Genomic DNA, 12,709 nt, shown 5'->3' with positions numbered 1-12,709 from the left:
ATATTGAGCGCGTAAGTGCGAAATATCTCTATTTTTGTCAATAGTTTAGAGATACTTCGGCTTTTTCAAAGCCTCAGTATGACAAGCATTTTTAGTATGGCAAAAAATAGATTGTCACGAATTTGCTAACGCAAATTCTCGCAATGACGATTCATTAAGATTTACCCACCCCCTAGTGCTAAGGGAGGGGGAATCTTTATCGTCATTGCCACGCTGGTTTGAAAAATCCGCGTGGCAATCCATAAAAAAATCACAAAAACACAATCAATTTCCCACAAAAACCCATTTGCAGTTTTTCTTTTGAAAATGCCAAAACATTGCCACCATAAAAAATATCCCAACCATTTTTCACAATTTTTTGCCAAAATCCGCTATTTTTCACATTTTTGCTAGATTTTAAATCTATTTTTTATATTTTTATTTTTCACTTTTTCACATTTACACCAAAACCTGCCATTTTTTGCATTTCTTTTGACATTTTCCCACCAAAAACCCACCAAATTTTTTTTTGACATTTTTTTACATTCCCTTACATTCTTTTACATTGCCTCCAAAATCTCTCCCCAAATTTTCCCCTAAAATTTCCACCCAAATCTCCACATTTTTCTCCCATTTTTCGTGTCGTTTTTTTTTTTTTGTTTTTTTGCGTTTTTTTACTATGTTTTTTAAATATTTAAGGATTGTTTAAGAAATATTTAACTAACATTTACGCACTATTTACTTTTAGCAAAATCTTAAACTTTTTTGCGAAGTTTTGATTTGAGGTTTAAAACGCAAGATTCAAACGCAAATTTTGACAACTTTTTAAGCCAACTACGCCAAATCTTGCAAAATCTTGCGTAGCAAAAACTTCAAAAAACTTCAAAAAAACTTGGTAGATTTTGGGGTAAATAGATAAATCCAAAAACCTTAAGACTTTGAAAATGCTTCAAAAGTCTTAAGGCAAAACCTAAGGAGACACGATGAAAACTCAAACAAACACAAAGAGCGTAAAGCAAGTCGCGCTTAGTCAAAACACAAGCGCAAAAACGAGAGAGAGAGAGAGAGAGAGAGAGAGAGAGAGAGAGTAGCTCCGCGCTAAATCTTTCTAGCTCTAAAAAGGCAAATTGCAGGACTAAGCGTAAGCAAAGTATCCCGTCATTGCAAGCGGATTTGAAAAATCCGCTTGGCAATCCACACACCGCAAATTGTCATACTGAGGCTTTAGCCGAAGTATCTCAAAATGCAACAAAACTTTGTCATACTGAGCGTAGCGAAGTATCTCTAAATACGCAAATAAATAGAGATATTTCGCGCTCACGCGCTCAATATGACGAAGAAGATTTTATTATTATAAGCAATGACAAAGAAAACTTCGTCATTGCGAGCAAGTCGCAAGACTTGCGTGGCAATCTATTTGACAAAACAAAAAAGGTGGATTGCCACGAATTTGCAACTTTTAACAAAGTCGCAAATTCTCGCAATGACGGCATTATTTCCCCCTCCCTTGCGGAGGGGGCTAGGGGGTGGGTATCTTTAGATTCCACCGCCGTCATTGTAGGCAATGACAAAGAAAACTCCGTCATTGCGAGCGAACAAAGCGAGCGTGGCAATCTATCCTATAATACAAAAAAAGTAGATTGCCACGCATTAGATTCTGCAAAAATACAGAATCTAATTGTTCGCAATGACACCCACCCCCAAACCCCCTCCGCAAGGGAGGGGGCTTTAAGAAGGGTTGCCACTCTTTCAAGGGAAGGGGCTTATTTTTGGGCTTCTTCCGCAAGGGAGGGGGCTTTAATAGCCAACGCTACCACCAATATTTGTCATACTGAGCGTAGCGAAGTATCTCAAAAAGCCAATAAAAACAGAGATATTTCGGGCTTTGCCCTCAATATGACAAAATTCAATCGTCATTGCGAGACTTCCGCAGGAATTCGTGGCAATCCACAATGCAAGACAAACAAAATAGATTGCCACGAATTTGCAACTTTTAACAAAGTCGCAAATTCTAGCAATGACAAAAATGCAAAATCTCGCAATGATAGGATTTCCACCTCCATTGCGGATTTGCAACACTCTTATTCCACCTCCATTGCGGATTCGCAAACTTCTTGTCCCCCCTCCATTGCGGAGGGGGCTAGGGGGTGGGTATCTTTAGATTCTACTTCCAAAACTAAGTCGACAAATGCAAATATACCCCACCCCAAACACCTCCCGCAAGGGGAGGGGCTTTTAAAACCCAAAAAGCTAGCCATTTCCCTAGCCACTAGTGCGATTTTAGCTGGCATTAGCATAGATAGTCTAGTGGCGGCGTGTCAAACCTTTGGCAACCCCAACAGGATAGATTGCACAGGTAGTATCACTGCTAGTGAGCTACAAACCTCCATAAACAGCAAAAATACGCTTATTAACTTAGGCAGAGGAGAAACAAACCCACTAAATGTCGGTGCAGGCTCGGTATCTTGGAGTAATAACGGACTCACCATATTTCGCTCGGTAAATGCACCTGATACAGATTTCACACTCACAGGTTCAGGTAACGCAGGAATACTACTGCCCTACTCGGATAAAAATCACTTTAGCAACCCCTCTACGCTAAAATCCCTTACTATAAATGGAACACTAAATAACACTAGCTGGGGTAGCCAAATCGTCTATGGCAAACAAATGGATGTGGATATACACGGAGGCACACATATCGGCAAACTTACTTTTGACACAAATGCAAAAACGACAAACATAGTCGCAATATACGGAGGTTATGGCGGAAGTGATAGAAGCACTTTTGTGGGTAGCTTTGAAAATAATGGCACACTCGCGGAAGTAAATATCGGTTATTACGAGTTTAGCGGGGACTATGCTAGCTTGCTAGGCTCTTATAAAATAGGCGGAAGTGGCACAATAACAAACCTAAATGTCTATCAAGCTACATTATCCATCGATGCAGATAGTGCTACTTGGGATAGTCATACGCACAACACTAATGATGGATACCAACATATATCGTTTCAAAATGGTAATGTAGGCACCATAGGAGCAGGAGCGATAAGAATCAACATAGGCCAGGGTGTAAAAGAAAAAGACAATGCTTATAGTTACAACAAAGTCATAATGGTGGATAGCAATGGCAATAACAACAAAGTTGATTTTAGCTCTTTGCGAGCGGGGCTAGGGACTAAGATTACGGATTTAGGTAATGGTAAATTTAGACTTAGTGCAGACCCTGCCACTAGCTATGGCTCTGCTTTGTATCGCTCATTAGCACTTAGCTACGCTAGAAGAAGCATAATGGTAAAAAATATCATCGATACGATGACGACAAAGACATTTCATAGCGATAGATATTACAACCAAGAAGTAGAACTTCGGCTATTGCAATATGATATGTCTCGCCTTACAAATCGTTCTAGCAAATTTGCCAAAAACACACGCAAAAATCAAAAGAAAGTCGATAAAGCGCGTGAGAAAATCGCCAAACTCACTTTAGAGCAATCTAAAGGGCAAAATCTTGATAAGGGCTATAATAATTTTGAGCTAATAGACCAACTAGATGCGATTTTTATCCCTTATACGGGGCGTAGAGATTGGAGATTTTTTGCTGTGCCTTATGCTAGTCATAGCTACTCAGATATAGGGCTAGATAATACCTCTGTGGAATGGGCAGGTGGCGCAGTAGGTGGTATCCAAAGAAACCTAAGGGCAAATGGAATCCTAACAAGCTATCTTAGCTATGAATACGCTTACAACACCACGCAAATGCTCGGTGCAAACACACCTATACATACAAACGCTTTGCAAGGTGGGGTAAGCTATTTTAGGCTTTTTCCCATCACAGGAAAGACTTGGGAAGCGCATATAAAATCTGATGTGAGGTTAGGCATAGACTTACCCCAACTCACTACCCAAAGCCCATTGCCAAATATTAAATTTCAACTAGAATCTAACACAAAAGGAGTAAAAATACCTCTTATGTGGAGTCTAGGGGCAGAAGTGCGAGGAGGGCTTACTTTTTATCAATTTAAGAGAAATAGCTATGTAAGCCCTGAAATCGGGCTAGGCTATGATATGCTAAGCCTAGTGGGTATGAAGCTAGAAAAAGCAAAATACAATCTAGGTGGGAATGAATACTACGATACGCAGTATTGGCATTTGCCTCAACTAAGTGCTAGTATGAAGTATTTTAAAGTATGGGGAAATACATTTCGCACAAACCTTGTAGCAGGGCTACGATACAACATACTAAACAAACCTGAATCTAGCTTTCGTATCGGTGGTTTAAGTGGCGTGGGGGAAATCACTTTGCCTGCGGTGTATGGGAATCTAGTGCTTGATTTTATCTGGGTGGTAAAGAAAAACCACGAGCTAAGTTTCGGGTATAATGGGCTATTTTACGCAAACAAATTTGGCAAAGAAGTGTCTGATAAATTTAATGGCGTAAGCACGGCACTAAATCTAAAATATGCTCATTGGTTTGGTGGCACAGACTATGTAACGGATAAAGACGGCAACGCCGTAGCTAGAAGCATAGTCGAGGGAAGCAAAAAGTCTAAGAAGTCCAAAAAGTCAAAGAAAAAGAAAGAAAAGAAATCTAAGAAAAAGGTTTATTACATTGATGGGTAAGTCTTATTTTTGGGCAAATCTTGGAGCGTTTGTAAAGAGAGGGTTTAGGCTTGGACTTTTGGAGGTGGTTTTATTTCCCCCTCCCTTGCGGAGGGGGATTAAGGGGGTGGGTATCTTTAGAAGTATCCAAATCACCCGCTTTCTTAAAAAGCCAAAACCTACAAAAACAAGAAAAAGCAGATTCTAGCAAGGCGGATATTGCAAATGCAAAATCTAATAATGCAAATTTTGCTAGCGCAAAATCTACCCACCCCCAAACCCCCTCCGCAATGGGAGGGGGCAAAAGGATAAATCCCCCTCGTGCTAAGGGAGGGGGATTTAAGAAGCATTGCCACTCTTTCAAGGGAGGGGCTTATTTTGGATTTCCACGCATTAGAATCTGCGTAAAAAGCATATTCTAATCGCTCGCAATGACGACAACTTTTTTGCGCCAAAAAACATTTGTTATACTGAGCATTAGCGAAGCAATCTCAAAGCACAACTTCTTTATAAAATCTACAAACACAAATAGAGATATTTCGCGCTCACGCGCTCAATATGACGAAAGAAGATTTTGTTATTATAAACAATGACAAAGAAAACTCCGTCATTGCGAGCGAGCGAAAAGAGTGTGGCAATCCACATTAAAATGCAAAAACAAAATAAATTGCCACACGCGTGTTTCGCCATCAAGCGCAATGCAAGCCACACAAAACCTACACAATCCTATGACTTACAAATTTTGAATAATTATCCAAAATTAGCCCATCTTTGCCGCTTTTAGCACTTTTGCGAAATCCTAGCCCACAAGACTCATACGCAAAAAATATATTTGGCTGGTAGTAAAATCCATTATGTTCATTTAGCTCGCAAAACTCTTGATACACGGGCTTAAAGTTGTCATATTCGCCTAGATTTTGCGCGATAATCGCCCCATTTTCATCAATGATTTCTATCCCCCCGCCCTCTCTGCCAAAGCTCGCTTTTTTGACTTGCTTAGTATTGCTTAGTGGCTCAAAGCTAGCGGGCAAAAGCAAGCGATGGTTTGGAAACAAATCCCACAAAATCTTTAGCATTCGCTTGCTTTGAAAAAGTAGCGTATAGGCTGGATTTAGGAAAATCCCTGCTTTATTTTGCATTATCCCGCGCATAAGCAATGCTAGCTCTGGCTCGTCAATAGCGATAGATTCCCACGGAAGTAGCTTAAATAAAAATTCATAATTCTCATCGTTAAAAAACACCCCCTCACTCTCGCTAAATTTCACCTCATCAATGTAGCAAAAATTGGTAGCAAAACCCGCGCCTTGTGCGATTTCTTGCAAAAATTTTGTCGTTTTTTCTTCTTCTGCATTGCCTTTTATACTTGCAAAGAGGATTTTCCACCCCTCATAGATTTCGCTAAATCTAGCTGTATCCTCGCCAAGCGTGATGATTCGCTTAAAATTTTCACCCAAAGCCTCATAAATGTTGTTAAATTGCGCATTTTCATCATAGCCATTTGCCTTTAGCATAGCCCACGCTATCACGGAGCTTTCATACAGCAGGGTTGGCGTATCAGCGTTAAATTCTAGCAGTTTTATAGGCTTGCCATCTAGCCCCCCGCTAAAATCAAACCTCCCATACAAATGCCAATGCACCTCCTCTTCCCAGCTTTGCTCTATCATAGGGATTAGCGCGTTTGGTATATCTAGCTCAAAGTATAGATTTTCGTTTATGACATATTCTGCCGCTTCGCAAAACATATCATACAGCTCATTTCCAGCATTATAAAACGCCTCGCTTTGCTCCTCGCTTATTTCCACCATTTCAGGCTCGATATATGGCGTGCTATCTGCATCGGTATGCCACGATAATCCTAGCTTTTCTAAGTCGGCGTTTGTGATAGGTTTTAGGGGTGTTACTTGCATTTATTATCCTTTTTTATGGGATTTTTGTTTTAAGATTTTGCATTATATCTTAAAATCTTGTTATGTTTTTTTGGACTTCATTGACTTTTTGCTACAAATTGTTAAAGAATTTTGCAAAAATTTACATACAAAATTTTTGTGCTATAATCCAAAATCTAAAAAGAAAACCACACATTTATCAAACTCCTTAAGGCGACACGATGAGTAAAAAAACCAAAAAAACAAATCCTGCCCCAAGAGCATATATTTTTGCGGGGGTAAATGGCGCGGGCAAAACCACATTTTATTATGATAAATTAGAAAAAGGGGAGCATTTTGGATTTCGCATAAATATTGATGAGATTGTAAGCTCTTTTGGGGATTGGCGTGAGGCAAAAGACCAATTTCGCGCTTCTAAAATCGCTCTAAAAATCCGCGCAAACTACATAGCCAACAAACAAAGTTTCAACCAAGAAACTACGCTTTGTGGCAAGGGGATTATGCGATTATTTCACCATTTGCAAAAGGTGGGGTATAAAATCTATCTTTATTATATCGTGCTAGATTCTATCGCTTTGGCAAAGCAGCGTGTAGCAATGCGCGTGAAAAAAGGTGGGCATAATATTGAGTCTTATTTAATTGAAAAACGATATACACAATCATTGCAAAATCTAAAAAAAATCGCCCCACTTTGTGAAAAAATAGAGATTTTTGATAATTCGCAAAGTATTCAAAACGCATTTGTATTTAAAAAAATCAATGATTTAGCATACATAGATTCTTTGCTTGCATAGTTTTTTAGCTGCGTAAATGCCATTTTACGCACTTTAGATTCTAGTATTTTTTTGCATTTTTACAAAATGATTAGTTTTGAATGTCTGTGTTGCTTGATTGTTGTGGTATGAGATTTTTTGCGATTTCTATGTATGCTGTTAATGTTTGATTATGCGTAGCCATTTTTTCTACCAATTCCCCCAAGCACTCATCGCATTTTTTTATCGTTTCTTTTCTTGAAGCACTTTTATCTAAATCTTCCATTGCTTGCATTGCCACTTCAAAAGCCTTTGTTTTTGCCTCTTTGTAGGCTGTAAATGTTTGTTGCGTTTTATCAAATGCTTCTTTTAAGTCATTGTTTGTGCTTAGTAATTTTTCTGTCTCATATTGCAAAAATTCAGCCATTTGTGCCAAATCATACATTGTGTTATCTTCTATGGAAAATCTACGAAAGTTATAGTTTGTTTCATATCCTAATAATAATTGATAAGCTATAATAAATCCTGCTGCACTAGGCTGGCTTGTTTTTGTTGTCTTTGTTTTCATAGCAATGTCTCCTCTGCGTTAAAATAAAAAGCGCATTATAACACTATTTAGAAACACCGCATTTACGCGCTTTCACACGCATTTTATTTACTTTTTATCCAAAACAACCCAAAGTCAAACAATAATAAATTTCATAAAATCTAGCACACATAAAATCTAGCGCATTTGTTTTGCCTGCTTCATCTGCCCCATAAGCCCCATTAGCTCTTGCATTCCACCTTTGCCACTAAATCGTTTTGCCATCTTAGCCGCATTATCAAACTGCTTTATTATGCGATTTATATCGGCGACTTCTAGCCCCGCACCTTGCGCGATTCTCTTGCGTCTAGAGCCATTTAGCAAACTCACATCTGCCCTCTCTTTTTTTGTCATAGAATCCACCATTGCGCGGATATTTTTGATTTCTTTTGAGTTGTCTAAATCAATATTTTTTAGCCCCCCTGCGACTTGAGATAGCCCTGGTATCATTGATACTAGCGAACTCATAGAGCCTAGTTTTTTGACATTTTCGATTTGAGAGAGAAAATCCTCAAGCCCAAACTGCCCTTTTTTTAGCTTTTTGGTTATGTCTTTTGCTTCTTTTTCATCAATCACAGTGGCAGTTTTTTCAGCCAAAGAGATAATATCTCCCGCGCCCATAAGCCTAGATGTGATTCTATCAGGTATTGCGATGTCTAAATCTGGGATTTTCTCTCCATTGCCTATAAATCTAAGCGGGATTTGTAGTTGATAAGCGATATTTAGGGCGATTCCCCCTTTTGAATCGCTATCAAATTTACTCAAAATCACACCACTTAAAGCGACTTTTTTGTGAAATGCCTCCGCACTCCTTATGCCATCTTGCCCGCTTAGAGAATCTGCGACATAAAACACCTCATTAGGCAAAATCGCTTTTTTTACCTCCTCTAGCTCATTCATTAGATTTTCATCGATTGCTAGCCTGCCCGCGCTATCGACTATCATCACATCAAATCCCCCCTGCAAAGCCCGCTCTTTTGCAGCTTTTGCCACCATTTGTGGCGTTATATTTTCATCAGTTTTTGCGCTAGATTTCACGCCAGATTTCACGCTTTTTGTGGCAAGATTTTCAGGGCTAAACACCTCCACTTGTATTTGCTCTCCTAAAATCTTTAGCTGACTAACTGCTGCAAGCCGTGCCAAATCACACGCCACAAGTAGCACCTTTTTATTGCGAGTTTTGAGGTAGTTTGCCAGCTTTGCGCTAGTAGTGGTTTTGCCACTTCCTTGCAAACCACACATTAGCACGATTGTAGGGGGGCGAGGCGCATACACAAAGCCATAATTTCCACTCGTAGTCAAAATCTCATTTAGCCCCTCACTCATCGCCTCCAAAAAACTTTGCTTGCCTATGCCTTTTTGCTTAGTTTTTAATGAAATAGATTCTAGCAGGGATTTTACTACTTTGTGATGGACATCGTTTTTTAATAGGGCTTTTTTTAGCTCATCTAAAGCGCGATTTAGAGCTTTTTCATCATCATTAAAGCGGATTTTAGAAGCGATAGATTTAAAAGAAGCACTCAAAGCATCAAACATTTTTTCTCCTTTTATTTATGCAGGTTTTCACAAAATCTAAATACAAGCAACGCAGATTTTATAAGCGCAAAAATCCTAAAATTGTAATATATTTTGTTTAAATTTTTATTAGACTTAATACATAGATTTGTATTAGATTGTTGGATTTACATAGATTTTTGCGGATTTTGCGCTAAAATACGCGTTTGGAAAATTTGTATTTTTATTACGCTACATACCAAAATCCACACATACTTAAAAAGGCAAACAATGCAGGCAAGAAAAATCATAAGCGTGACCGTAGTCAATGAACACAGCGTCTTAGCGCGTGTATCTGGGCTTTTTGCAGGGAGGGGGTATAATATCGAATCCTTAACCGTAGCCCCCATACCAAATACGGATTTATCTCGTATCACCATTGCCACAGAGGGTGATTCTCGCGTCCTAGAGCAAATCATAAAACAGCTTCACAAACTTATCCCCGTGCTAAAAGTAAGCGATGATGATGATTTGCTAGAAAAAGAAACCGCGCTTATCAAAGTGGGGATTGATGAGGATTTGGCAGGGATAGAGGCATTAGTCCGCGCTTATAATGGCAAAATCGCTAACGCTAATGAAAAATACATAATCATCGTAGCCACCGAAAAACCCCACCGCATAACAAGCCTAATCAAAGCCCTAAGCAAATTTAAACCCAAAGAGGTTTTGCGTAGTGGCGTAATCGCTATGGAGCGATATTAGCTAGTTTTGACATTTTTTGCAAAAACTAATTTTCAAGGCTCAAGACAACTTAACCTCACATAAAGGAGTCTTAAGTTATGATGCACACGATGAAAAACAAGTATATCCACCACATAATAAAAAACCTTTGCAAGAATTTAAGAATCTAAGAGAATCAAACACAAGAGAGATTTAAAAAAAGATTCTTAAATATATTTCTACTTCGCTTACATTCGTAGCTTTTGCAAGAAGTCTTGATATTGAAGCCATTAAAATTGCAAAATTAAGCAACATTTCTCGCCAAAGTGTCAATAAAATCATCAATCAAATCCGCATTTTAATCGCCAAAGAATATGAGAAAACTTCTAAAATGCAAGGTGAAATTGAAGTTGATGAAAGCAACCTTTTGATATAGATTTTGGGTGCTAAAAGAGTGAGAGGCAAAAGAGGGTGAGAAGCTGGCAAAAAAACTTCTGTGTTTTTGCTTCATTTCACTTGCAACTACAAGCAAAAGTGGCTATGCAAAACATAGATTAAGCAAATTTAAAAGAATCAAAAAAGAGAATTTCTTGCTTCATTTAAAAGAAACAGAATTTAGATATAATACTCAAATTAGACAGCAAGATTTGTATAAAATCTTACTAAAAATGATAAGAAAACAACCGCTTAAGTTGTCTTGAGCCTTTGTATTTTGTGCAAAATCTACTTTTGAGATTGTTTATGTTTATTGCTAATCTTTTTCATTCACAATTTTTGCGCTATTTTTGCTCGGCGTTTGTGGCAATGTGTGTGAATCTAGCCTCGCGCATTTTTTATGAGCTATTTTTTGGCTTTGGCGTGAGTGTCGCGCTGGGCTATGTAAGTGGGCATTTTGTAAATTTTGCCATAAGCCAAAAATATATTTTCCCAAAAGATAAATACAAAAGCACCAAAATCGCCTTTGTGAGATTCTCTCTTGTGGCGTGTGTGGGGCTTTTTGTGCAAACAGGTATTGCAATTTTTGTGCTTGAAATCTTGCAGGGCGCAAGCCTTGTAAATGAAATGGGTATTTCGCTTGAGTGGCAAAAGCTAATCGCGCATATTTGCGGGATAGGCTTTTGCTTTGTTTGCAATTTTTTGGGGCATAAATTTTTTAGTTTTAGGGATACAAATCTTTTAAGACGAAAGGATAGAAAATGAGTGTTAAGAAAAAAGTAGTAATCATTGGGGCTGGTCCTGCGGGGCTAAGTGCTGGATATGAGATTTTGACAAAAGCTAAGGATTTTGAAGTAGAGATTTTTGAAGCAAGTAATGCCATAGGGGGCATCTCACAAACGATTGAGTATAAGGACAATCGAATGGATATTGGCGGGCATAGATTTTTTAGCAAAAGCGATAGGGTTATGGACTTTTGGACAAATATTATGCCATTGCAAAATGAGAAGCTAAACCCCGAGAGTGTGGATAAAGTTATGCTTATTCGTAGTCGTTTGAGTAGAATCTATTTTTTAAAAAAGCTGTTTAATTATCCGTTAAGTTTAAGTGTGGATTTAGTAAAAAATCTAGGATTTTGGCGGTGTGTGAAAATCGGCTTTAGCTACGCAAGAGCAGTGCTTTTTCCATACAAAAATGTCGATAGTTTGGAGAAATTTTACATAAATCGCTTTGGGAGGGAGCTTTATAATCTATTTTTCCGTGATTACACTTACAAAGTGTGGGGGATAAAGCCTAGCGAGATTTCCCCTGACTGGGGTGCACAGCGCGTGAAAGGGCTATCAATTTACAAAGCGATATTAAGCGCGCTAAAGCCAAAACCAAAAGATTTTAAGCAAAAAAATATTGAGACAAGCCTAATTGAGCAGTTTTTATATCCTAAATTTGGTCCGGGGCAACTATGGGAATGCGTAGCAGATGAAATCATCAAAATGGGTGGAAAGATTTATAAAAATGCCGAAATTGTGCATTTGGATTTAAAAAATAATAAGATAGATTGCGTGCAAGTGAAATCTGCAAAAAATGAGACGCGAGAAATCAACGCGGATTTTTTCATCTCTACGATGCCGATAAAAGATTTGTTTGTCGCTATGTCAAATGCACCCAAAAATATCGCTAATATCGCTACAAAGCTAGAATATAGGGACTTTATCACTATGGGGGTGCTGCTAAAGCGCATAGATTTGGGACAGAGTGCGATAAAGGATAATTGGATTTATATACAAGAGCCTTTTGTGCGAGTGGCTAGGCTTCAGTTTTTTCATAATTGGAGTGAATATATGGTGGCAAATTCTAACCATTGCTTTGTGGGAATGGAATATATGTGCTTTGAGGGCGATTGGCTATGGAAAATGAGTGATGAGGAGTTTGCCAGATTTGGCATAGATGAGCTAAAAAAGCTAGGATTTGCGCAAGATAATGACATAATCGACACGCATATCGCACGCATTAAAAAAGCATATCCATCATATAGTGGCGCATATAGCGAGTTTGGGGTGGTTAGGGAGTTTTTGGATAGTGTGGAAAATCTCTTTGTATGCGGACGCAATGGAATGCACCGCTACAATAATATGGATCACTCGATGCTAAGTGCTTTTGAAGTGGCAAAGTGCATAATAGAATCTAGCAGTGAAAAAAGCGCGGTTTGGCAGGTAAATGCAGAAGAGAGCTACCACGAAGTGCGCGAAAAAAAGTAA

At 38.6% G+C, this 12,709-nt stretch carries 10 protein-coding genes and 1 pseudogene; 7 read left to right on the top strand and 4 right to left on the bottom strand.

Annotation, left to right across the window (positions count from 1 at the left end; genetic code table 11):
* Nucleotides 1–114 precede the first annotated feature (114 nt).
* Nucleotides 115–264 carry a hypothetical protein gene (locus ACWIX0_RS07175; RefSeq protein WP_454173179.1) on the bottom strand — a complete coding sequence of 50 codons (150 nt, stop codon included), beginning with the start codon at nt 262–264 and terminating at the stop codon, nt 115–117.
* Between the two features lie 876 nt (nt 265–1,140).
* Here ACWIX0_RS07175 and ACWIX0_RS07170 point away from each other — a divergent pair.
* Both ACWIX0_RS07170 and ACWIX0_RS07165 read left to right on the top strand, forming a co-directional pair.
* On the top strand, nt 1,141–4,602 hold the full coding sequence (locus ACWIX0_RS07170; protein ID WP_454173177.1) for a hypothetical protein: 3,462 nt from the start codon (nt 1,141–1,143) through the stop codon (nt 4,600–4,602).
* A 50-nt stretch (nt 4,603–4,652) separates the two neighbouring features.
* Nucleotides 4,653–5,003 (top strand): hypothetical protein, encoded by a 351-nt coding sequence (locus tag ACWIX0_RS07165; RefSeq protein ID WP_454173175.1) that lies wholly within the window; start codon nt 4,653–4,655, stop codon nt 5,001–5,003.
* 294 nt (nt 5,004–5,297) lie between these two features.
* On the opposite strand, the gene ACWIX0_RS07160 is transcribed toward ACWIX0_RS07165, so the two are convergent.
* Nucleotides 5,298–6,488, bottom strand: coding sequence for a glutathionylspermidine synthase family protein (locus ACWIX0_RS07160; RefSeq protein ID WP_454173173.1), 1,191 nt, complete (start codon nt 6,486–6,488; stop codon nt 5,298–5,300).
* Nucleotides 6,489–6,688: 200 nt separating this feature from the next.
* Here ACWIX0_RS07160 and ACWIX0_RS07155 point away from each other — a divergent pair, with 200 nt between their 5' ends.
* Nucleotides 6,689–7,261, top strand: coding sequence for a zeta toxin family protein (locus tag ACWIX0_RS07155; RefSeq protein WP_454173171.1), 573 nt, complete (start codon nt 6,689–6,691; stop codon nt 7,259–7,261).
* A 70-nt stretch (nt 7,262–7,331) separates the two neighbouring features.
* Here ACWIX0_RS07155 and ACWIX0_RS07150 read toward each other — a convergent pair whose 3' ends face one another.
* Nucleotides 7,332–7,787 carry a hypothetical protein gene (locus tag ACWIX0_RS07150; RefSeq protein WP_454173169.1) on the bottom strand — a complete coding sequence of 152 codons (456 nt, stop codon included), beginning with the start codon at nt 7,785–7,787 and terminating at the stop codon, nt 7,332–7,334.
* Nucleotides 7,788–7,943: 156 nt separating this feature from the next.
* Entirely contained in the window at nt 7,944–9,341 is a 1,398-nt protein-coding gene (locus ACWIX0_RS07145) for a signal recognition particle protein (protein WP_454173167.1), read from the bottom strand.
* A gap of 249 nt (nt 9,342–9,590) precedes the next feature.
* Between ACWIX0_RS07145 and ilvN the strand changes: the two genes are divergently transcribed.
* From ilvN to ACWIX0_RS07125, 4 genes and pseudogenes are all read left to right on the top strand, one after another.
* Nucleotides 9,591–10,061 carry an acetolactate synthase small subunit gene (ilvN, locus tag ACWIX0_RS07140; RefSeq protein ID WP_454173165.1) on the top strand — a complete coding sequence of 157 codons (471 nt, stop codon included), beginning with the start codon at nt 9,591–9,593 and terminating at the stop codon, nt 10,059–10,061.
* Between the two features lie 497 nt (nt 10,062–10,558).
* Nucleotides 10,559–10,720 (top strand): annotated as a pseudogene (locus ACWIX0_RS07135) (IS1595 family transposase); the annotation flags it as partial.
* A gap of 40 nt (nt 10,721–10,760) precedes the next feature.
* Nucleotides 10,761–11,219 carry a GtrA family protein gene (locus ACWIX0_RS07130; RefSeq protein WP_454173163.1) on the top strand — a complete coding sequence of 153 codons (459 nt, stop codon included), beginning with the start codon at nt 10,761–10,763 and terminating at the stop codon, nt 11,217–11,219.
* Nucleotides 11,216–12,709, top strand: coding sequence for an NAD(P)/FAD-dependent oxidoreductase (locus ACWIX0_RS07125; protein ID WP_454173162.1), 1,494 nt, complete (start codon nt 11,216–11,218; stop codon nt 12,707–12,709). Before ACWIX0_RS07130 ends, ACWIX0_RS07125 begins: the two co-directional genes overlap by 4 nt.

The sequence above is a fragment of the Helicobacter sp. T3_23-1059 genome (assembly GCF_053654515.1).
This window is presented reverse-complemented; position numbering and strand designations above follow the sequence as displayed.

Coding starts and splice junctions, on each gene's coding strand:
- ACWIX0_RS07160 (WP_454173173.1), bottom strand. CDS start 6,488: ATGCAAGTAACACCCCTAAAACCTATCACAAACGCCGACTTAGAAAAG.
- ACWIX0_RS07155 (WP_454173171.1), top strand. CDS start 6,689: ATGAGTAAAAAAACCAAAAAAACAAATCCTGCCCCAAGAGCATATATT.
- ACWIX0_RS07150 (WP_454173169.1), bottom strand. CDS start 7,787: ATGAAAACAAAGACAACAAAAACAAGCCAGCCTAGTGCAGCAGGATTT.
- ACWIX0_RS07145 (WP_454173167.1), bottom strand. CDS start 9,341: ATGTTTGATGCTTTGAGTGCTTCTTTTAAATCTATCGCTTCTAAAATC.
- ilvN (WP_454173165.1), top strand. CDS start 9,591: ATGCAGGCAAGAAAAATCATAAGCGTGACCGTAGTCAATGAACACAGC.
- ACWIX0_RS07130 (WP_454173163.1), top strand. CDS start 10,761: ATGTTTATTGCTAATCTTTTTCATTCACAATTTTTGCGCTATTTTTGC.
- ACWIX0_RS07125 (WP_454173162.1), top strand. CDS start 11,216: ATGAGTGTTAAGAAAAAAGTAGTAATCATTGGGGCTGGTCCTGCGGGG.